21 protein-coding genes are annotated in these 21,477 nt (G+C 62.6%); 2 read left to right on the forward strand and 19 right to left on the reverse strand.

What is annotated here, in order from left to right:
* Window positions 1-117 precede the first annotated feature (117 nt).
* On the forward strand, window positions 118-972 hold the full coding sequence (locus tag AC1RQP_RS38750) for a hypothetical protein (protein WP_492942882.1): 855 nt from the start codon (window positions 118-120) through the stop codon (window positions 970-972).
* 213 nt (window positions 973-1,185) lie between these two features.
* Window positions 1,186-2,067: a hypothetical protein gene (locus AC1RQP_RS38755; protein ID WP_492942884.1), complete on the forward strand. Its 882-nt coding sequence runs from the start codon at window positions 1,186-1,188 to the stop codon at window positions 2,065-2,067.
* A 397-nt stretch (window positions 2,068-2,464) separates the two neighbouring features.
* On the opposite strand, the gene AC1RQP_RS38760 is transcribed toward AC1RQP_RS38755, so the two are convergent.
* The 19 genes from AC1RQP_RS38760 to AC1RQP_RS38850 form a co-directional block, all read right to left on the reverse strand.
* Window positions 2,465-3,226, reverse strand: a complete 762-nt coding sequence (locus tag AC1RQP_RS38760) for a glycosyltransferase family 2 protein (RefSeq protein ID WP_492942886.1) — start codon at window positions 3,224-3,226, stop codon at window positions 2,465-2,467.
* Between the two features lie 141 nt (window positions 3,227-3,367).
* Window positions 3,368-3,775 (reverse strand): hypothetical protein, encoded by a 408-nt coding sequence (locus AC1RQP_RS38765; RefSeq protein ID WP_492942888.1) that lies wholly within the window; start codon window positions 3,773-3,775, stop codon window positions 3,368-3,370.
* Window positions 3,776-3,882: 107 nt separating this feature from the next.
* Window positions 3,883-4,389, reverse strand: a complete 507-nt coding sequence (locus tag AC1RQP_RS38770) for a hypothetical protein (RefSeq protein WP_492942889.1) — start codon at window positions 4,387-4,389, stop codon at window positions 3,883-3,885.
* Between the two features lie 228 nt (window positions 4,390-4,617).
* Entirely contained in the window at window positions 4,618-5,658 is a 1,041-nt protein-coding gene (locus AC1RQP_RS38775; RefSeq protein ID WP_492942891.1) for a Gfo/Idh/MocA family protein, read from the reverse strand.
* A gap of 3 nt (window positions 5,659-5,661) precedes the next feature.
* Entirely contained in the window at window positions 5,662-6,867 is a 1,206-nt protein-coding gene (locus AC1RQP_RS38780; protein ID WP_492942893.1) for a class I SAM-dependent methyltransferase, read from the reverse strand.
* On the reverse strand, window positions 6,860-8,077 hold the full coding sequence (locus tag AC1RQP_RS38785; RefSeq protein ID WP_492942895.1) for a class I SAM-dependent methyltransferase: 1,218 nt from the start codon (window positions 8,075-8,077) through the stop codon (window positions 6,860-6,862). The genes AC1RQP_RS38780 and AC1RQP_RS38785 overlap by 8 nt, the downstream gene beginning before the upstream one ends.
* 244 nt (window positions 8,078-8,321) lie before the next feature.
* Window positions 8,322-10,250: a hypothetical protein gene (locus tag AC1RQP_RS38790; protein ID WP_492942897.1), complete on the reverse strand. Its 1,929-nt coding sequence runs from the start codon at window positions 10,248-10,250 to the stop codon at window positions 8,322-8,324.
* 344 nt (window positions 10,251-10,594) lie between these two features.
* Window positions 10,595-12,346, reverse strand: a complete 1,752-nt coding sequence (locus tag AC1RQP_RS38795) for a hypothetical protein (protein ID WP_492942899.1) — start codon at window positions 12,344-12,346, stop codon at window positions 10,595-10,597.
* A gap of 17 nt (window positions 12,347-12,363) precedes the next feature.
* The gene (locus AC1RQP_RS38800; protein WP_239624489.1) at window positions 12,364-12,936 is read right to left on the reverse strand and encodes a WbuC family cupin fold metalloprotein; all 573 of its coding nucleotides are present in this window, start codon (window positions 12,934-12,936) and stop codon (window positions 12,364-12,366) included.
* Window positions 12,914-13,579: a class I SAM-dependent methyltransferase gene (locus AC1RQP_RS38805; RefSeq protein WP_492942901.1), complete on the reverse strand. Its 666-nt coding sequence runs from the start codon at window positions 13,577-13,579 to the stop codon at window positions 12,914-12,916. Before AC1RQP_RS38805 ends, AC1RQP_RS38800 begins: the two co-directional genes overlap by 23 nt.
* 25 nt (window positions 13,580-13,604) lie before the next feature.
* Window positions 13,605-13,997 (reverse strand): LIC12192 family sporadic carbohydrate cluster protein, encoded by a 393-nt coding sequence (locus AC1RQP_RS38810; protein WP_492942903.1) that lies wholly within the window; start codon window positions 13,995-13,997, stop codon window positions 13,605-13,607.
* The gene (locus AC1RQP_RS38815; RefSeq protein ID WP_239624485.1) at window positions 13,990-14,796 is read right to left on the reverse strand and encodes a sporadic carbohydrate cluster 2OG-Fe(II) oxygenase; all 807 of its coding nucleotides are present in this window, start codon (window positions 14,794-14,796) and stop codon (window positions 13,990-13,992) included. Before AC1RQP_RS38815 ends, AC1RQP_RS38810 begins: the two co-directional genes overlap by 8 nt.
* The gene (locus tag AC1RQP_RS38820; protein WP_492942905.1) at window positions 14,793-15,911 is read right to left on the reverse strand and encodes a DegT/DnrJ/EryC1/StrS family aminotransferase; all 1,119 of its coding nucleotides are present in this window, start codon (window positions 15,909-15,911) and stop codon (window positions 14,793-14,795) included. Before AC1RQP_RS38820 ends, AC1RQP_RS38815 begins: the two co-directional genes overlap by 4 nt.
* A complete protein-coding gene (locus AC1RQP_RS38825) occupies window positions 15,901-17,007 on the reverse strand; it encodes a DegT/DnrJ/EryC1/StrS family aminotransferase (RefSeq protein WP_239624482.1) in 1,107 nt (368 codons plus the stop codon). The genes AC1RQP_RS38820 and AC1RQP_RS38825 overlap by 11 nt, the downstream gene beginning before the upstream one ends.
* Before the next feature lie 8 nt (window positions 17,008-17,015).
* Window positions 17,016-17,975 (reverse strand): transketolase family protein, encoded by a 960-nt coding sequence (locus AC1RQP_RS38830; RefSeq protein WP_492942907.1) that lies wholly within the window; start codon window positions 17,973-17,975, stop codon window positions 17,016-17,018.
* 10 nt (window positions 17,976-17,985) lie between these two features.
* On the reverse strand, window positions 17,986-18,834 hold the full coding sequence (locus AC1RQP_RS38835) for a transketolase (RefSeq protein WP_239624478.1): 849 nt from the start codon (window positions 18,832-18,834) through the stop codon (window positions 17,986-17,988).
* The gene (locus AC1RQP_RS38840) at window positions 18,809-19,846 is read right to left on the reverse strand and encodes a phosphotransferase (protein ID WP_492942909.1); all 1,038 of its coding nucleotides are present in this window, start codon (window positions 19,844-19,846) and stop codon (window positions 18,809-18,811) included. The genes AC1RQP_RS38835 and AC1RQP_RS38840 overlap by 26 nt, the downstream gene beginning before the upstream one ends.
* Entirely contained in the window at window positions 19,843-20,454 is a 612-nt protein-coding gene (locus AC1RQP_RS38845; RefSeq protein ID WP_492942911.1) for an HAD family hydrolase, read from the reverse strand. Before AC1RQP_RS38845 ends, AC1RQP_RS38840 begins: the two co-directional genes overlap by 4 nt.
* A gap of 5 nt (window positions 20,455-20,459) precedes the next feature.
* The gene (locus tag AC1RQP_RS38850; RefSeq protein WP_492942913.1) at window positions 20,460-21,461 is read right to left on the reverse strand and encodes an NAD-dependent epimerase/dehydratase family protein; all 1,002 of its coding nucleotides are present in this window, start codon (window positions 21,459-21,461) and stop codon (window positions 20,460-20,462) included.
* Window positions 21,462-21,477: the final 16 nt, after the last annotated feature.

Below are 21,477 nucleotides of genomic sequence, written 5' to 3' on the forward strand. Positions count from 1 at the left end.
GTCAGGCTTATTGGCAACGCGCAGCACCTTCCAAAATTTTGGCTCTACACAGCCCGCTCTTGATTGAACGGGGCGGGTTGTTGTGTGCCGGGGAAGTATTTTCGAACAGGATCGAAAATGGGTCGTGGCCGGGCGCAGAAGTCACTCGACATCATCAAGGCCATGTACGAGATCGCCGCAGCCAGCCAGCCGATTACCGGGCGTGGTGTCGGCTACAAGCTGTTCTCGCTGAACCTGATCGACTCGATGGACAGGATGCCGACTGTCTATCGGCTGCTCAAGGAGGCGCGTGAAGAAGGTACGATCCCATGGGAGTGGATCGTTGATGAGACCCGAACCCTTGAGCAGGTGCCGACGTGGGACAATCCCGCCGCGTACATGAGCGATGTGTCACGGTGGTATCGGCGCGACTTCTGGCAACAGCAGCCAGAGCGCATCGAAGTGTGGAGTGAGAAAGGCACGATCCGGGGTGTGTTGCAGCCCGTGTTTGACCAATATGGCGTTGGCTTCCGCGTCATGCACGGCTTCGGCAGTGCGACGAGCCTCAACGATGTGACGGAAACCGATAGCGGCACGCCGCTGACGATCCTCTACGTCGGCGATTTCGATCCAAGCGGGCTGTACATGTCGGAGCGCGACATCCCCGAACGGCTTGTCCGCTATGGTGGCGATCACATCACGATCAGGCGGATTGCATTGCTTCGCGCCGACTGCGACCTGCTCGGCAGGCGGCCCGCCTTCAATGTCAGTGAGAAGGCTAAAGACCCGCGCGCACCGTGGTTTCGGAGTGAGTACGGGCGGCTGTGCTGGGAGCTGGACGCGATGGACCCGAACGATCTGCGCGCCCGTGTCGAGGCCGAGATCATGAAGCACATCGAGCCGGTGGCGTGGGAGCGCTGCCGTGTCGTGTTCGAAGCCGAGCAGAAATCGATGGGGGACTTTCTGGCCACGTGGAATAAGGGCAAGGGATGATCAATTCCGTGACGCGCCGCACGTCACGAAACCAATGAGACCGCGAAAGCGAATGAGGAGCACGCCAAGATATTGAAGCGCGCCATCGTCTTTCGTGACGGGCGGTGTGAATGACATCCATCCTCATCGTCGCAGTCGTGCTGGCGTGGCTGCTGTTCTCGGTGTGGTTGGTGATGCGGTGGAGGTGAGACGAACAGGTTATAAGGTCGTGCAATGCAAAAGGATGTAACCGTTTCTAAACTCAGCGCCTTGCAAAAGCGCATCCTCATTTATGCACGCCATGCCATGATCGACAAGAGGCAGAAGATCGAGCCGCGTGAGGGCGTGACGTTGTGCTTACCCGCTCCGCCGTGGCTCAACGACGCGCTGACGAATGCACTGAACAAGATTTTCGAAGTGCGCAAGCGCCACTTTGGTGCGCTGGCAGATGGGCGCGCTGACCGGTTGGACATGGACCAGTGGACATCGTTTTTTGAGGAGGTTGCTTTCGCTGAGCAGATGATCGGAGATGCTGCCAAGGAGGCTACGGGCGAGCAATGCAATGTCCAGTTGAGCCGCTTGTTTGACCTTGCCGCCCCTTCGGGGATGGCTTTTGCGCAATTCGCCTTGAAAGATTCGGAATGGTTGTTTCATCCGTGGCCGAGTTACGGGCGTGACTGGTTCTTCGAGATCGACATCAAGGGTGAAGCTTTAACTGGCGACAAGGTCATGCAGGCGTTCATTGACATGATCGGCGATGACAAGGTGAAGGCGTCAGGGCTTTGGCTCAAGACAAACCCGTACATTCCAAAAAACTGCAGCATTCCGGAAATATTGCGCGACCTGTTCAATTTCCCTGTTCGCGAGGGCGGGCATGTCGATGCGCTCGCGTTCTCACCGAATGAGGTTGGCGAAGCTCGATACAATCGAACGCAAGCCGCGCTTCGCCGCGCCTGCAGTCGCTTGAGCAAGCGGGGTCTCATCACCGAATTCTACGGACAACGCCGGGGCCTATCCGTGGCCTTCTACGAACGTTCCAGCATCGGCCTGACCGAGGAGGGCGTGACTGCTGCAGATGTACTGATCGCGCAAGAGACGGACCGTGCCGCGTTTTAAGCCGCCTTGCGCAGCCCCGCATCCGCGCGGTCCCGGCTGGTTGGAGGACGGCTTTAAGGTACCGGGCCGGTACCTTGTGGTGAGGCAACAATCCGAGAACGGTTTGCTAACCGATTTGCTAACAGACCACTCAATACGGGAAGGGAGCAAACAAAACTGGAACGACGTTTGAAGCGAAAAAAGCCTTACAGAACAGTACTGTTAGGACTTTTCAAGGATCGCCGGGGAGCATCCCAGTCGGTCTCCAAAACCGGGGGTCGCAGGTTCGAGCCCTGCCACTCCTGCCAGTCAAATCAATTGCTTAAGCTAGATGCTGGCGGGATAGGGACGGTGCGTCCCACGGACGAATCGCCAAGGAGCGGGTCCCAATTCTCGACGTTCAAATGCCAGGCCCCGCCTAGCGCGCCGGGACCCGCTCGCGGTCGCCGGGAACCTGGCTGAGATCGACGTGACGGATGGGAACGCGGCGGATCAGCGAGAAGATCGTCCCGATGAGCTCGAAATAGGTGCGCAGCCGCAGCGCGCGGGAAGAGCCCTTCAGCTCCGCGTTCAGGCTGACCGGCACCTGCACGTAGGTGAGGCCGAGCTGGAGCAGCGAGATCAATGCGCAGATCTGATAGCCGTAGCCGTCGGCCTTGACCGCGATCTGGCGCAGCCATTTCACGGGGTAGACGATCATGCTGTGGTAGTCGGACAGCCAGAAGCCGAACAGGCAGTTCAGGATGAACCGCAGGGAATGCGACTGGAGGGAGCGGTTGATGGAGCGGTCCGACTGGTTGTCGCGATAGGTGATGACGAGGTCGGCGGCGCCTGCCGCCTTGAACATCCGGGCGATCCCTTCGTTTTGGAAGGCGTGATCGCCGGGAATGAGCGTGATGGCATCGAACTTCGCGCGTGACAGGGCGAATTCGAAGCCGGCGCCGACACCCCGCCGTTCGGCGTTGTGATGCACGATGATGCGTGGCTCGCCCGCCGCGAACTCGTCCATGATCGCGCCGGTGGCATCAGTGCTGCCGTCGTCAATCAGGAAGATTTCGAAGTCGTCGAGCAGCTCGCAGGCGAGCGGCAGCACGCCGCCAATGGTGTCGGCGATCTTATCCTGCTCGTTCAGTGCAGGGATGACGATCGTAAGCCTTTTAGCCGCCCTGGAAGGTGTCATCTTATGCCGCCGTTGCCGGCTACCCTTGACTGGTAGAACCCCGGGGCAACTCTAGGTCATCTGAGCCGAGCGAACAATGTGGCTCCCGGACATGGTCCACACAACCGGACACGAAAGGCGGGATGTGTGTGTTTCGCGCAACTAATCGGAAAAATCGTAGAGGCCGGTATCGCCAATGCCGAAGGCGCGGCGCAGCCGTCCGATGCGGCCTGCCATATTCCGGCCCGCCGCCGTCGCCCTGAAGTGCGAATCGACCGGTTCGACCAGGCCGCCATCGACCAGGTTCCCAATTCGTCCCCGGAAGAGATCCGGAACCTGCCTTTCGGCGATGTCCGAAACCGGGGCCCTGCGACCGGGCCGGTCGACGAGGCCGCGCAGGATGTCCAGGGAGACCGATTTATAGACTGCGCCAAAGGCGAAAACGTAAGCCATGACGCAAAATCCGAAAATCGACGCGGCGTTCCAATACTGAAATTGCGGGATGGCGAAAATTCCGAGCATCACGCCGAGACCATGCGAGACGACCGCGGCGATCGCGAGCAGGATCACGGGTCCGAGCGCCCATGCGCGAGCGCGGGCCATGAGCTGCAAGGCAGGCGCCAGCAGGGCGAAGACGACGACGGCGACAAGTCCGACAGCGAAGGACATTGTGCTGCTCACCCAAGACCCGACGATAAACGAACGAGTTTGACCAGATGTGCGACCGCTACCCCCTTGGCCGTCGGGGCCAGCCGGCCGTCCGCCGTCACCACTAGCCTCGAGCTGATCAGGAGTTTCAGGCGGTTGTGCGCGAAGGTGCCGAGGTCGCCGCCCTGCATGTAGGCCGCAGCCCATTGGTCCAAAGTGAGAGGACGTCCGGACTTGACCAGTGCCGTGAGCAGCGTGACCGTAAAGCCCCAGGCCAGCAGGCTGAACAGGATGTAGCAAAACATCATCGCCGTCGCCAGCAGGAGCAGACCGCCAAGCACGTCGTCGACGTGGCGTTGACCTGGAAGCGCGATACAGGCGATCGCGAAAAGCACGACGACGCTGACGCAGGCCAGACGGAAGCGGCGGCCGGATCCGCCGGTGGCGGCGATGCGCGCGTAACACAGCAACAGGAGTGGAAAGGCGATGCTGAGACCAATTGCAGCGGCCTGCGCCGGGCCCGGTAGCATGTTCATTGCGTAAATCGCCCCGGACGCCTCTCAGGCCCAGCCAGAGCGAAAGTCTATAGGAGGTCGCATTTTTCCGGTCAAGAGAGCCCGGCGCCCCGGACTTGCGGTCGTCACACGGGCATGCCAATCGTGTGTCGCGATGCCATTCCTCGGTCCGAGAGTCTTGACCTCGACTTGAATGACGCTGGCCATCCGCTCGACAGCGCGAGCAAGGGTGCAGCGGCTAAAGCGCGATCATGCTTTGCCGCTAGCCCGCCGCTTCCAGACCGTCTCTGCAAGCGAGATGTCGGTCACTGAATCCGCGCCGGAGGCCAAGGGTATTCTTCGCTCGACGATATCGGTGACGAAGGCATCGGCTTGGCGCTGAAATGCCCAGCTGGCTGCGCGCACCAGCCGAGTTGATTCGCCGTCATGATCGACGATGACCTGCGCCTCCTGTTTGGCGAAGGGGGCGGGCAACTCGATGGTCACCGCACCGCGCTCAAAATCGATCGTCAGTCCCTCGCGCCAGGCGCCTTCGGACCCGTTCACGAGATCCAGCGTGCAAGCGATGCCGTCGAAGTCGAGGGTCATGCACGCGGCTCCGGAGGTCTCGATCGAGCTTTCGGCGAGCGTCGGCGATGGTCCGAGCAGGTAGCGCGCCAGATTGATGATATGGCTGAAGACGTTCAGAAAATTGTCGTAGCCGGGGCGCATCGCGCGCGGCATCCAGTCGGGACCATCCTCCCAGAGTTCGAGCCCGTCCGGACGCGCTTCGCCGGTCATCACGAAATTGTCCTGCGCGCGGCCCGTGTCGCCGCCGAAGCACCAGCCTCGGGCAGCCACGATGCGTCCGAGCGACTGGTCTGCGCGGATACGCGCCAACTCGGCCAGCGCGCGTGCCACGCCGGCGTCGTGTCGTTTCATATAACCGATGCTGTAGATGAGGTCCTGTCGCCGCGCGGCTTCGACCAGTGTCTCGGCCTGAACCGTCGTGTAGGCCATCGGCTTTTCCGACAGCACGTGGCGGCCGCAGTTCAACGCGTCCAGGACGATCGGCCCGGTCGCGCGCCGCTTCGTCACGACGACCACGGCGGACACCGCGCTGTCCGCAAGCAACTCCCGGTGCGTGCCGTAGACCCGCGAGATGCCGAACTTCTGCGCCGCGGCGGCAGCAAGATCCGGCCGGAGATCGGCGATCGCGACGACGCGGCAGGCGGGATTGGCAGCGAAATTGGCGAGGTGGCACATCTGGCCGACCATGCCCGTCCCGATGATGCCAATGCCTGGCTTCACTGGCTATGATTCCTTGGAGCGCTTTCGGATGACGAGGAAGTGCGCCGGCTGTCCCCAGGTGTTGATGAACGCCGGATCCGTCTGGGTGAGGGCAGTGACCGCGGACGCATCCCGTCGCCCGATCGCGCCAAAGATGCGATGGAAACTATCGAGCGTTGCCGTGATGGCTTCGATGTCGGCAGCATCGTCGGCGAGAATGTCCGTCGTCCGGATCGTCTCGCGCAGGGACGCGAGGTTCGCGACCACGCGCGGCAGGCTCTCGCCGAAGGGATCGTCGATCATCGCATCAACGTCGGGAACCAGCGTCTCGATCGATGCCGAGATCGCCTCCACTGCATCGGCGTTGCCGACCAGATAGAGCTTTCGTCCGCCAAGGAAGCTCAGGCGGCTGCGGTCCAGATGGCGCGCCGTGCGCCGCAGCTTCTCGTCGTTGGGCAGAACCTTCTTGTGCCAGTAGACGTCCAAGCTGTCGCGATAGGCTGGCCATGCCGAATGGATGTCGAAACCCTGTTCATGCGCCGCCGTGCACAAGGCCGCCGCGTCGAGGAAGTACCGATGCCGGACGAAGGGATTTTCGAGCACGTCCATCAGCCAGGATTCGAAGCTGCGGGTGTGCGGAATGCTGCTCCATTTCGCATCGAACAGCATCCTCGCCGTCTCGAGCGCAGGACGGCCGGTCAATGCCTTGCCGGCCGAATGGATCGCCTTGAGCGCGAGCTCGAAGAATCCGCCATGGCGCTCGTAGTAGGACACGACGGCGTAACCGTCGGGGTTGAGCAGCCGGTGGAAGACGCCGAGCCAATTTTCAGTCGGCTGCACCGTGTAGATGAATCCTTCGGCATCGATGATGTCGAACCCGCGGTCGCTGCGGAATCCCTCGACATCGGCGAGTGCAAGCTCGCGGAGACGTTCGGTCAGGCCGAAATGAGCGAAATAGGCCTGGATCTTCGGGTGTGCATGCCGGTTCGGCTCGGCGAGCGTCATGTTCGCGCCCCAGCCCGCAAACACCAGAGCGTTCTCGCCGGAATCAGGACCGAATTCGAGCACCTCGGCATTGCGGAACAGCCGCGGTGGCAGCACCAGCTTGTCCGAGAACAGTTCGCGCCGCTGGCCGCCGTAAGCCTCGAGCTCGGCGGACGACTTGAAATTTCCGAACGTCGGCAGAACGTCCTGACGTTCGTAGTAGTTGAAGAGCTTGTCCTCAACCATGCAGCGACCCTGCGGCCGCCTCGAGACGGTCGAGCTCGCTCCAGATGTCGGAGGGCGCGAAGATCGAAACGACGTGCAGCGGCCGTTTCACGTTCTCGCGCAGCCGGCTGCTGACCTTGGCTTCGTTCTCCTCGTTCACGGCGAGAAGACAGACGAGCGGTTCTGACTTGCTGGCGAGATCCTCCGGCGAGCGGATCGGAATGCCGGTGCCGGGCAGGAACAAGCCCTGCCGCTCTTTCTGATCGTCGACCGAGAGGTCGACGAGATCCGCCAGCTCGTGGGCGTTGGTGAAGGTGCAGGCGCGGCAGCCGGCGCCGTAGATGGCGATCTCGGCACCATTGGCCCGGGCCTTCGCGAGGATCGGACGAAGGCGCGCGCCATATTCCCGTGCACGTTGACCGAATTTCTCGCCGACTCCCGACGGCGCGGGCGGCGGCGTCACGCGGCCCGCGGCACGACGGGCCGCGATCGCGAGGCTGCCGCCGCTGAAATTGTACTTCTTCACGGACACCGCCTCGAAGCCATGGCGCGCCAGCAGAGCGAGCAGGGTCGGTTCGGTGAAATAGCTGACGTGCTCCTCCCAGAGCACGGAAAGATCGCCCGCTGCCGAGCCGGGGGCGAAATCAGGCACGTCGATGAACAGCAGCCCATCCTCGCGCAGCGCGATCTTCACGCAGTCGAAGAAGTTCTCGAAATCGACGATGTGCTCCAGCACCTGGCGCGAGACGACGAGGTCGAACTTGCCGGCCTGGGCAACGGCGTCGTGACACAGCGCGGGGCTGATCATGTCGGAATAGACCTTGATGCCGCGCTCGCGGGCGATCTTGCCCGACACAGGGTTGGGCTCCACGCCTACCAAGACCTTCGCGCCGCGCTCGCGCAGCTTGTCCATGAACAGGCCATCGTTGCATCCGATCTCGAACACGGACTGATGCTTCGAGAACTTCGCGATGGTGTCGAGCTCGTCCGCCTGGTGCGGCTCCGGCTTCCAGCTGCTGAAATTGTAATTGAATTGGCGATACAGAATTTCGGGATCGATCGGCTTGACGATCTGCGGCAGGCCACATTCGCCGCAAGCCAGCACCTCGAACGGATACCGTTCCTCCTGCTCGTTTCGGCTGTGCCGAAGCCTATGAGCAATCGGCATCAGGCCGAGGTCGATGACCGGTCGCAGGTTGGTCGAATGGCAAAGGCGGCAATGGTCGGTCACTGATTATTCTCGCATTTGGGCAGGTCTGACGAGGCGACCTTCAATGAAAGCCGCCGTGGCCGGCAACGAGACGGTCCCGGATACATCATATCCGGGTTGCGCGGAGCATTCCTCCGGCCGATGCGTCCTCGGGCAAAGCAGGTAGCAGCCGTTGATAGGTCTTGCAAGATGTGCCGCCGCCCATCAATTGGAGGTGGATACGGCCAGCTATGTGCGCTCTCAAGGGCCGCGAGCACGGCCGAGGTCAATGCCGCCGCTCATAGAGTGTCAAATTACCCCTGGTCTCCACTGCCACGAAATCTCTCTTGATCCGCTTCATGGCCTCTTGGACATAGGGATACTCCGGCCTGCGCTCCACCATCCTATCATAAAACAGCCGGTCCGCCGGGTTCATCGAGCGATCCAGGAACCGCGCGTCAAAGGACACCAAGAACGGCATGAAATAGGCCAGTGGCGCCCGATGGGCCTGCGCCAGATGGGCCCAATCCCTGAGGGCGATGACCAGGACCCTCTCGTCTGGCCTGGTTTTTTCCTGGATGAACTTGGTTTCAGTCTCGGTGATCTGGTCAAGGTCCTCCTGCCACGTGACGGGTGGGCTCGAGACGAATGGCCACCTCAGAAGGCTGGGATAAGTTGCATACGATCTCAGGCCGTAGAGGTGTGGATTATTCTCGTCTTGCACGAGCAGCAGCGCAAGAATGGTGGCAACGGCCGCTGTAGCGCCGGCGGCTCTTCGGAACGACGGTTGCCACCCGGCTGAAAATTGACGGATCCACCAAGCCGAGACGATCACCAGCGGCAACGCGTTCTGGTGCCAGACAGCGTCGAGCGTTCGATTGACCCATTTGATCATCAGCGCCATGCCAATCATCGACAGTGTCAGAAGAATCCCTGTCACGAACCGGTCCTGCGCGGAATCACAGGGCCGTGACAGCCGAATTGAGGCCCAGCCGACGGTGATGCATCCGACGATTTGTAGCGGCAGATTGTAGATGATGCCCCAGCCGAAGTCCCATTTGATGGGCGTGCTTCCCCATCCCGTCCCGTAGAGTACGAGCGGGCGGAAGCATTCGATCAGAAAGTCCAGGGAGAAGGCTCTCGATCCGAACAGCACCAGGCACATCAAGATTGCAGCGGCAATCGATGTGACTGCGAACACAAGTGCATTGCGATAGCTCGGAAAACCTCCGGCGATCGCGGCGACAAAGGTGCCTGTCACAAGGAAGAACAGTCCGATCTCGGTCTGCCAGAGCAGCGAGACGGCGCACATGATGGCCGATACGATCAGCCATGTGAGGCGCCCCGGAGCGGTGCAGTGCAGGCTGATCGCGAGGGCAAAGACGATCAAGAGAGGAAATCGCGTCGGGTAGGCAGACGGCGAGTAGAACTGGCCGGTTGTGGAGAAAGCCAGCACGGCGAGAGCCGTGATGATGGCGATTGCGGCGAGTTTCGACCGGATCAAATAGTTCAGAAGAAAGTAGGCCTGGATGTACGTTGCAAGCGTGATCGCGATGTTCAATCCGACCGCTCGCATGGCCGCCGATTTCCAGCCGTCTCCCATGATAAGATGAAAGAACCAGCCGAGCGCGGGGCCATAATGCGAATGGAAGTCCAATCCCGGAACGAGACCGGGGGCGTAGCCATAGAGCGCCGGACCGATGAAGTAACTTACCTTGTGCGCTTCGTCCCTCACGGCCGCCGTTACGCCTTCAAGGTCGGAGGGGACCAGCAGCAGGGCAAGGAATACGATCACGAGCAGATCGGCGGCCCCCACGCTGAACCGGGTGTCGGTCGAGGGACTTGCAGCAGGAAAGTAATTGTTGGCGCCTCGATTGAGACCGACGGTGATGGCCGCGGCCGCCAGCAAGGCGATCGCGATCCCGGACCTGCCCGTATCGTTGGCGGCGTGGAGTGCAAGGTAGACGAGGCTCGCCGTGATGGTGCTCAGTGTGAGCGAGCCCGATGATCGATGCGTCGCATACAATGCAGCTGCGGCCGCAATCGGCCCGGACAGGAAGAACGAGCCGTAGAACGCCTTCTTGCAGAAGTCGCAATTCCTGTCTGCCAAGGCCATATCGAAGCCTTCGACGAAATTCGATTGAAACGACGGAAGGTGATTTTTCAACAGCAGCAGCACCACATAGGCGACGGCGCATCCCAGCAGGGCGGCCACAACTGCTCTGGCGGCAATCGAGAATTCCCTTGTGTACTCCACTAGGAGGTCTCGAGGCTGGCTACGATCGAAGTCGTGGAGGAGGCTGCGTCGAACACAGCGGAAAATCTAACTCTCTCTGAAATCACGTCCAGTCCCCAATTGCCTCAACTTCCCCTTGCGCCGCGCTTCTACCACCACAGCGTTCCTTGAACAATCCCGCGAAGCCCGTGGTTGCCTCTGGCGTGGCATGTTGCGTTCGAAATGACGGGCGCTGGAACCCTTCATGGCTGACGGCATGCCTGTTCATTTCGGGCAAAAAATCCGGGGCCGCGCGTGCCGGCTCGATCATCGCAACGCGTGGTTTAGCGAACTCCAGAGGCGGCACCATCACATGCGGGGGCGGGGAGAGCCAGCAACCAGGCCGACGCTCGGACGCCGGGCCGGTCGCAAGGTGGCCGATACTCGGCTCTCGCCAAAGGCGCCGGCTCTCCGTCCTTCAGCTGCACCAGTTCACCGCGGCCTTCCGTGGCCGAGAGGCTGTTTCCGAGGACCGCTGTCAGCAACGCGACGAAGCCAATGTCGTCGGGCCGCGGAAGTCCCGGTGCTGCGCGATAACGCCAGCTCTCGCGGCGGGGCGGACAAGGAAAGGTCTCGAGATATGAAACCGGGCAGTTGCCGTTCACGACGAAATGAGGATCGGTGAAATCCCCGCAATAATCAGTATAGACGAACGACCGCTCTCGATTTGCATCGCGCAGCATCATCTGAGCCACGTTCATATCATTGGCGCCAAGGCATCGTGAGCGGAACGAGAACACGTGCGAATCCTCGACCTGGAGCTTCACCACCTTTGGCTCGGGATCTGCGAGCAAAGCTGCTCGAACTTGCCGCAGCATGTCGCTACTGAGCAACCCGTCGTAGAGCAGCCATTTGGAATCGTGAGCCAACGACAATGCGAAGATCGCGATCAAGCCTCCCGCGACCGCCGCGCGTACGCGCAATCCCGGAATTGCCTGTACAATGGTCGCAATCAGGATCAAGACGCCAAACTGCGAGGGAAAGAGCAGCCTCGACTCGCCCCGCGTCACGTCGCCATAAATTCCGGTAAGTGCGTAGGGCAGCGCCCCAATAAGGGCAATCGCGGCTCCCAACATCAGCAGCAGAAGTGTCGCATTCCTGGTCGAGCGGCTGTTCAGCACCCAGGGCGTCCACAATGCTCTCGAAGAGAACAGAGGAAACACGGTGATCGCGGCCAATGTCAGGACCACGGAAGCAGGAAACCCCAGCAGCGCGAACCCGTGAGAGTAGGCGTAGCTTAGGCCGTGCGGGAAGGCCATGAGATGAGCATAAAGCGCATTGCCTATGATCGTGAAATCGTTCGCGAAACTATATTGTCCGGCGTAGTGACCGCTCTTCCCCAGAATTGTCAGTCGCAGAACGATCATGGCTGCAACAGCCAGCCAGAACGGTACAAGACGCGCGAGCTTCTGCCTCCAATGCTCAGGGCTAGACCACGCAAGCGCGACGCGGAGCGGTTCGAGGGCGATCAGTGTCTCGAGCGACAACGAGAAAAGCAGACTAAATGGCGCGGCCCATCGAAGCGCACGGACTTTCGAATAGGACAGCTCATAGGACAGCAGATAGAAGAGCAGGAAGAAATCATAGACCGCATTCTGAGTCAGGCGAATTGCATAGAACGGGCTGAGCAAGAACAGGGCGGTAACGAGTGCCGCGATCATTCTTGTGAGAGAAGAGCGCGATAGGACGGAATAGAGCAACACGCCGTTCACAAGATGGCAAGCGAGTCCAGCGAAGCGGGCGGCGACGTCGGGAGTATCGTTCAGGAGCCAGACGAACAGCGTCATGGGAATCGCGAAGCCGGCGTGTGCGGACTCCCACAGCACGCGGGCAACGCCGGCTGTGCCTTCGGTCCAATAGATGTAATAAACGGTCCAGTCGTCGCCGAAGACCTCACGCGCGAGCAGTGCAGGTGCGCTTGCAATAGCAGCAAGAGCGAGGGCCGCGTAGACAAATCCAATGCCCGGTCGGGATCGCTGTCGGAGAGCCGCGGCTCCTGTCGCCGTCATGTCATCGGAATTGGCAGAATCGTCCATCGTCCCCAGGCCTTGCCTCAGCCGCCTCGATGTTCCGCAGCGAGCGCGCCGATTTTCGTGACATAGTCCTGGACCGCGGCAGCGTCGCTGCCGTCCGGGGCCCAGTCGGGAAATGCGGTGCGGGACGGATCGAACGGACCGGCGGTGGTTTCGTGAAACACCAGCCACTCCGAGGTGATCAGGATCGAGTGGTAGACCTTCTCGGGCATCCGGTAATAGCAGAGGGCGCCCTGGCCGTAGGGTGCCATCTCGAGCACGTCGCGAATGCGGCCGTCGTCCTCGAAGATCACGACCTGCGCGGTGCCCTCGATCAGGTGAAACGATTCGGGTTTGCCAAAATGCTTGTGCGGCCGCACATAGGCCTCGCGATGATGCACGATCAGCATCTCGTGCAGGCCGGAGGAAGGATCGGGATGCGTGCAAAGCCGGCTGCGCAGGCGCGGGTTGCCGGCGGCGATACGCTTCAGCTCCGCGATCGTGGCGTCGTCTGCCGTGACGATCGCGTCGTCCGAATAGTATACTTCCGGATTTTGCGCGCGCAACGAGGACGGCCGGCGCAGGCCTGCTTCATTCGAAGAAGATGAACCCATGGTCGCCCCGATACCCGCATTTGTCGTAAATCCAGGCCCACGTTTGCGGACCGTGGAAGCTCAGGCAGGTGAGCTGCCAGTAAAGCAGATTCGCCTTCTCGCGCTCGTTGCGGAAGGATTCGACCATCAGATATTTCGAGGCGCCGCGTCCGACGCGCTCGATCTCCGACACGGCACGGAAGACGTCCTCGAGCGGAAGATTGTGCAGCACGCCGAGCGACACCACGAGATCGAAGCTGTGATCGGGATAGGGGAGCTCGACGGCGCTGCCGACCGTCAACAGCGGCCGCACCTCCTCCTTGGCATTGGCGATGCCGTAGTCGGAGATGTCGATGCCGGCGATCCTGAGGTCGGGGACGAGCTGGGTGAACTCGTAGAGCAGGTAGCCCTTGCCGCAGCCGACGTCGAGCACGCTCATGCCGGGCTTGATGCCGTAGCGATCGATCAGGGTCTGGGCCAGCGGTCGCCACCGGCCGTCATAGCGATAGCCGCCGTAGCCGTAGCGCCGCTCGCCGTCCCAATAGTCGCGCCCCCATTGCCGCGCGACGGTGGCGGATTCCGCCTTGTCGTGCTCGACCACGCGCTGGACGTAGTTCCTCTTGGTCGACGCGTGCATCGGCTGCAGCAGGTTGATCTCGGCCATGATCGTCAACCGCCCCGCGCCATCGTCACAGGATGGTCGCGAACTTATTGACGAGCAGGATGTCCTCGACCGCCTGGATGTCCTTCTGCGACGACAGCGTGATCTCCTCGACCGCTGCGTGGAGGTCGCAGCCCTCGCGCAGCACGCGGTCGTAGATCTGCCGCCGCCGTGCCTCGTCGGGCGGCAGCATGAAGATGCTGTAGAGGATCAGGCCGCGCAGCCGCGGCAACTCGTCCAGGATGTCCTCGATCACCATGTAGCTGCCGGGCATAGTGTGCTCGGCGGCACTCAACAGATAATGCAGGTTCTTCCGCCGCGCGTAGTCGCGGATCACGATGTTCTGGACGTGCTGCGGGGTGCGGCTGCCGTTCAGCGGCCGGGCGCCGATATAGCCGCGGTGGCCGGCTCGCTCAGCCATGGAAGCCTCCGGGCAGCTTGTATTGCATGCCGACGCGAGTCGCCGGGCGCAGCAGGATCGGCTCGAAGAACTCGCCGAAGCGCTTGTCCGCGTAGGGCGACATGATGCTCTTGAAGCGGCAGTTCATGCTCCAGCGCGTGCCGGCTTCCTCGTTGACGCGATTGCCGTGCATCAGGGTCTGGTTGAACAGCATCACGTGACCGTATGGGATCTCGATGAAAGTCGCGTGCGGCTTGATGGTCTTGTACAGCTCTTCGGCGCTGCGCAGGCTGGCCATCCGGTCCTGCATCTCGCCGTTCAGGGACGGCGGCAGCAGATACATCGATTTGGTGCGGCGCACGTCGACCAGCGGCACCCACACCACGACTTCGAACGGCGAGTCGCCCGACCAGACGTCGGAATGGGTGGCCAGCAGCGACGAGCTGTCGCCGGGGAGTTGGATGCTGAGATTGACGCGGCGTTGCATGCAGAGCTCGTTGCCGACGATGGTCTCGATCGTCGAGCGCGCCAGACGGAAGTAGGTCGGCCGGAACCACGGTTCGGCGTTGAGGCCGTTGAAGACGTGCAGCCGCAGGCCGTTCAGATCATCCACGCTCACCCGCGTGTGGATGGTGTCGAGCATCGCGTAGGGATCGTTGCTGTGCGGCAGCTTGAGATAGTCCGCCGCGAGCTCGGCGGCACGACGCTGGATCCGGTCGAGCCCGGCGCGATCGTCAGCCGGCGTGGTGACGAAGCCATCGTCGATGAAGCGCTGCGCCAGCGCCTGCTCGTCGGCGTGCAGGAAGTCCGTGTCCGTCATGCAAAATACTCCCGGGCGGTCGCGCAAATATAGCTGATGTCGGAGGCCGAGAGGAACTGGTTGATGGGGAGGGTGAGGATCTGGTCTGCCTGCCGTTCCGTCACCGGGAACGCGCCGCGGCCATGACCCAGATGCGCCGCCGCCGGCTGCAGGTGGATCGGGACGGGGTAGTGGATCGCCGTCTCGATGCCCTTGTCGGCAAGATATTTCTGGAAATCGTTGCGACGGTCGGTCTGCACGACGAAGGTGTGGAAGGTGTTGAACTCGATGTTGCGGCAGGGCGGAATGAACAGCGGCAGGCCCGCGAGCTCCGCGCGGTATTGCGCGGCGTTGCGCCGCCGGCGTTCGATCACCGACGGCAGGTGACGCAGCCGAATGCGCAGCACCTCGGCCTGAAGCGTGTCGAGCCGCGAGACGATGCCCCATTCCTGGACGTCGCTGCGGTTGATCAGGCCGTGATTGCGCAGCCGGCGGATTCGCCCGGCGAGCTCGGCGTCGGCGGTGACGAGGAAGCCGGCATCGCCCGCGGCGTTCAGGTTCTTCAAGGGATGGGCAGAGAAGCAGCCGAACGTGCCGATGGTGCCGCTCATCCGGCCGTCACAGGTCGAGCCGATCGCCTGGGCGCTGTCCTCGATCACGGCGAGCGCGTGCTTGCCCGCGATCGCCATCAGCGGGGCCATGTCGGCCATGCGCCCGGTCAGATGCACCGGCATGATCGCCTTGGTGCGCGCCGTGACGGCAGCCTCGACCGCGGCCGGATCGATGTTCTGGTCCGGCAGCACGTCCGCAAAGACCGGCGTGGCGCCGACCGCGATGATCGCCGCGGTCGATGCCACGAACGAATTCGGCGGGGTGATGACCTCGTCGCCCGGGCCGATGTCGAGCGCGCGCATGGCGAGGATCAGCGCGTCGGTGCCGGAATTCAGCGTCACGACATGGGGCGAGCCGAGATACGTGGACAGTTCATCCTCGAGCTTTGCGACCGCCGCCCCGCCGATGAAATCGCCCCGCTGGAACACGCCCTCGACCGCCTGCATGATCTCGGCGCGTTCTTCCTCGAATTGCGCGGGAAGATTGACGTAGCCGATGCGCCGGCGGCCGGTGTCAGCGTCCATGGCAGAACTTCCTGACGGTCTCGATGACGCGGTCCTGCTGTGCGCGCGTCAGATGCTGGTCGACGGGGAAGCTGATGACTTCCTTGGCATGGCGATCGGTGACCGGGAAGGTGCCGGGCGCGTAGCCGAGATGCTTGAGGCCTTCCTGCTGATACAGCGGGATCGGATAGTGGATCTTCGCCTCGATGCCGTTCTCCAGGCAATATTTGTAGAGCTCGTCGCGGCGCTCGGCGAACACCATGTAAAGGTGGTAGACGTGCTTCACGTTGGGACGGCGCGGCGGGATGCGCAGGCCGGGCAGGCCGGCAAGGCCCGCGTCGTAATAGGCGGCGTTCTCGATCCGGCGTCGCGTGATCTCGCTGGTCTGGCCGATCAGCCAGTTGCCCACCACCGCCTGTAGAGAATCGAGCCGCGAGTTGCAGCCGAGGATCGCGATCTCGTCGCGGTTCTTCATGCCGTGGTTGCGGATGAGGCGGAGCCGCTCGTTCATCCCGTCGTCATTGGTGACGACGACGCCGGCATCGCCCCAGACGTTGAGGTTCTTGAGCGGATGCAGCGAGAAGCCGGCCGCGATGCCGTGGGTGCCGGAGCGTTTTCCGGCGAACTCCGACAGGATGCCCTGGCAGGCATCCTCGACGACCGGAAGATTGTGGCGCTGCGCGATTGCCATCAGCTTGCCCATGTCGGTGACCTCGCCGGTGAGCTGGACCGGCATGATCGCCTTGGTTTTCTTGGTAATTGCGGCTTCGACCTGGTCGACGTTCATGCAGAAGGAATCGTCGCAATCGACCAGCACCGGCGTCGCGCCGGTCTCCGCGATCGCGCCGACGGTGGCGATGAACGTGTTGGCGGCGGTGATGACCTCGTCGCCATGGCCGATGCCGAGCGCCTTGAGCGGCAGCTTGAGCGCGTCGGTGCCCGATCCGACGCCGATGGCATGACGCACGCCGATCAGCTCGGCAAAGCGCTTCTCGAATTCGGCGACGGGCTTGCCAAGGGTGAAGTCACCGGTCGCAACCAGCCGGCCGATCTCGGCCAGGATCGGAGCGGGGTCGGCGAATTGCTCGAGCAGGTAGGAATATCGAACGTCGTACATGTGACCCGTCAGGTGGAATGAAGTTGAGGGGAGGAGGTGCGCGAGGCGGCGAGCGCATGCTCGATCGAGGTCGCAATCGCACCAGCGGAAAGGCCGTGCTTCTTCAGGAGCGAGTCCTGCGAGCCGTAATTGTGCATGAAGCGGTCCGGCAGCGACAGACGCAGCATCGCAGGGAAGCCGGAGCCGAGCTTGTCGATCAAGGCCTCCGCGACCGCGCTGCCGAGGCCACCGGAGGGCACGTGCTCCTCCAGCGTCGCCACGAGCCTGGTGCCGCGGACCGCCTGCAGCAGGGCTGCGGTGTCGAGCGGCTTCACCGTGTGCATGTGCAGGATGCCGGCGCGAATGCCTTGCGCGGCCAGAAGGTCGGCCGCCGCGAGGGCGCGCTGGAGCATGATGCCGGTGGTCACCATGAGGACATCGCCCGGCGGCCGCATCAGGATGGCCTTGCCGATCTCGAAGCCGTGCTCGGCCTTGGAGACGATGGCGTCGCCGCCCTTGCCGAGCCGGATGTAGATCGGACCCTTCCAGTCGAGCGTCTGCTCCATCATGCGCGCCGCCTCGTCGGCGTCGCATGGGCAGATCACCGTCATGTTCGGCAGCGCCCGCATGATGGCGATGTCCTCGATCGCCTGGTGGGTGGGGCCGAGCGGCGCATAGACGAGCCCGCCGCCATTGGCGATCAGCCGCACCGGCAGATTGTGCAGGCAGAGGTCGACGGCCACCTGTTCGTAGCAGCGGCGGGTGAGGAAGGTCGCGATGGTGTTGACGTAGGGCACGAAGCCCTCCATCGCCAGACCGGCCGACATGCCGATGATGTGCGCCTCCGAGATGCCCTCGATCAGATGACGCTTGGGAAACTCCTTGCTCATTGCGCGCAAGGTGCCCGCGCCGGGATCGGAGCCGATGTAAAGCACCCGCTCGTCGCGCGCGGCGAGCTTGTGGACCATGTTCATCGCGGTGTTGCGCATGGGGAGCCGATCAAAAATCGCCGACGGCGACGCGGATGGCGTCGAGCTCGCTGTCGGTCAGCTTGTTCTTGTGATGCCAATCGGCGTTGGATTCCGCCGGCGGCAGACCCTTGCCCTTGACGGTATGGCAGATGATTGCGGTGGGTTTGCCCGGAACGGCCGGGACCTGCTTCAGGACGGTGCGCAGCGCGCCGACGTCGTGGCCGTTGAGTTCCTGCACGGCAAAGCCGAAGCTGCGCCATTTGTCCGCAAGCGGCTCCAGCGGCAGGACGTAGTCGGTCGGCCCGTAGCTCTGGAGCTTGTTGTAGTCGATCATCGCGACCAGGTTGTCGAGCCCGTGCTTGGCCGCGCCCATGGCGGCTTCCCACACCGATCCCTCGTTGATCTCGCCGTCGCCGAGCAAGACGAAGGTCCGGTAGCTGCGTTCGCGCATGCGTGCGGCGAGCGCGAGTCCGACGCCGATCGACAGGCCGTGGCCGAGCGCGCCGGTCGAGGCCTCGACGCCCGGCACCATGCCGTATTCGGGATGTCCGCCCAGGATGCTGTCGGACCCGCAGAAGCCGTCCAGCTCTGACAGGGGAAAGAAGCCGCGATCGGCCAAGAGCGCATAGAGCGCCAGACAACCGTGTCCCTTGCTCAGGATCGCGCGGTCGCGATCGGGATCGCGCGGGTTGTTGGGATCGATCCGCAACACGTCGTCGTAGAGCACGCGGACCATCTCGATCAGCGACAGAGCCGGACCGACATGGCCGCGTCCGGCCGAGCGGACAGAACCGAGGACCAGGCGGCGCAGATAAAGGCTGCGCTCGTCCAGCGTGCAGGTGAGGGCGGCTTCAGCGTGGGGTGAGATCTGGATCACGTTGGCAAATCGTTTGATGGAGCCGGCGGGCTTTGTCGAGCTGGCCGGCGAGGCGGACCGTCAGATCGCCACCTTGCGCAGCCAGAGCGCGCCGGGAGCGGCTTTCCGGCAAATAGGCATTCAGGACAATCAGGCACCAAATCGCCCCGAACACAGGATACAGTACGTCACGGCGGATCGCAAACGCGTCATCCCCAGCTTCGAAGGCGCGCGAGAGCCGTTCGATCAATCGGTTCGCGCCGGCAGCCGGCAGATCGCTGCCCGGATGGATCGCGGTGTCAGTCACGAGTTTGACCGGATCGTCCCAGCCGAAATATTCGAAGTCGATAAATCGCAGTCTGCCGTCGTCGGCGCGCAGCGCGTTGTGCAGTCCGAAATCCGACGGGCTCAATGCGCGATGGGCGGGCACAAGGACCGCTGCGGGATCCAGGCCCAGTTCCGCATAGCGTCGACGGAGTTGCCGGATTGCGATGGCGGTGCTGGGAACCAGGCTGCCGTCCATGAACGCGCGCAGGTCCGGATGATCCTGCGATGCGCGCCGCAGTCCGTCCAGGCGCTGCTCGTACTGCGCGATGGCTTCCTCGGGCGAAAAGATGCTGGCTGACGCGCTCCGCAAATTCTGCGCGCCGTCCGCGTTGCGGAGCCTTTGCAGCTCGATCAGGAAATCGGCCAGCTGATCGGCATCATCGTCCTGGGGATGCAGAACTGCCGCATCACCGTCGAACCATTGATACAATGCGCAGAACGCAGCCGGATCTTTCGCGATCGGCCGCGGCGTCGACGTGATGCCGTGGCGCGACAGAAACGAGAGCGCGTCATATTCCTGTCCCAGGCGATCACGCCCATCGGACGGATAGTGCTTGAGGGCGAGGGGCGGTCCCTCCGCCATCTCCAGCCGAAACACCCGGTTGTTGCCTCCGGACCGCGCCGGTTGGGCGGCCGCGACCCGCGCGCCGGAGAGGCGGCTGCCGATCGAGACCGCATCCTGGACGCTGATGTCCGGCTCGCTCATTGCGCGAACACTCCGCGGCGGATGTTGGCCCAGGTCGCGATCGGCTCGCAATGCGCGGGATGGGGAGGCCGCGACTGCGTGAACAGGATCGATCGCGTCGTCTTCGGAAAATGTGGCTGCTCGAACACATCGACGAGATCATCAATGAAGACATCGAGCTTCAGGCTCGCAAGCCGCTCGACCTTCGCCGCCAGCGTGTCCTCGAAATAAATGTTGCCCGCGGGCAGCGCCGCACCGGCGGCGTCGACGAGACCTGCACCCCTCAACCAGCCGCGCGCGGCCTCGCGCAAGTCGACGCGGTCGGGATCCTGATGGCCGAACTGCGTCTTGTGGCTGACGATATAGACGCTCGCGCCTGCCGTGCGACACGTTGAGAGGAATTCGCGGACTCCGGGATAGATCTCGGCGCCGCCAATTCCCTTGCCATAGACGAAGCCTTGCAGTCCTTGCCAGGCAAGCTCGCCGCCCGCGCGGGACCGCAGATAGTTCCGCACCTCGGTCTTCAGCCCGTCCCAGCCCTCCGGCACCAGCCCATGCTGCCGCGCGACGGCGGCAAAGACCTTGTCGTAGCAGATGATCGTGTTGTCGAAGTCGATGCCGATCCGCACGCCGCTCACTTCAGGCTGATGTTCTGCATCATCTTGATGTTGAAATACCTGGGATCGTTGAGCGAGTTCGGCAGGCGGCCGGCCTTGAAGGCGTCCACGAGGCCGGATACGGCCTGCTCGATCGTGTGCGTCGGCGCAAATCCGAGCTCGCGGCGGATCTTCTCCGATGAGACGTGATAGGAACGGAGATCGTCGGTCGGCTCGACGGCCACGTCGACATTGTCTCCGACCACCGATTTGACGATGTCGGCGATCTTCATCAGCGAGTGGTTCTCGTAGCCGATGTTGTAGGTCTTGCCGTCGATCTTCGCGTCATCCTGCTGGAGCAGGAACAGATAGGCCGCGGACATGTCCTCGATGTGCAGGTTGGGCCGCTTCTGCGTTCCGCCGAACACGCGGATGCGGCCGGTGTTGACCGCGAGATTGGTCAGGATATTGACGACGACGTCGAGCCGCTGCCGCGGTGCGTAGCCGCAGACGGTGGCGGGACGAACCGTACAGGTGACGAAGCCGGATGCGGCTTCTTCGGCAAGGTCGGTCTCGCACATCGCCTTGAACTTCGAGTAGTCGGTGAGCGGTTCGCAGGACAACTCCTCGGTCACCTCGGCCTCGTCCTTGATGCCGTAGACGCTGGACGAGGACGCATAGATGAAGCGCTTGATGCCGGCCTTCTTCGCAGCCCGCACCATCGGACGGAAGCAGTCGTAGTTGATGGACTTGCCGAGCGCCGGATCCAGTTCGAACGAGGGGTCGTTGGAGATGCAGGCGAGATGAATCACCGCATTGTTGCCGCGCAGGGCCTCGTTGATCGCGGCCTCATCGCGGATGTCGCCCTTGATCAGGCGCAGATTGGGATTGTCGCGGACGGCGTTGAAGACGTCCTCGCCATACATGAACAGGTCGAGCACGGTGACCTTGTGGCCCGCCGCCAGCAACTGGGGAACCAGCACGCTGCCGACATAGCCGGCGCCACCGGTAACCATCACATTCCATTTCTGACCAATCACTGTCGTTCTCCAGATT

The sequence above is a fragment of the Bradyrhizobium sp. GW821-FHT13H06 genome (assembly GCF_058803975.1).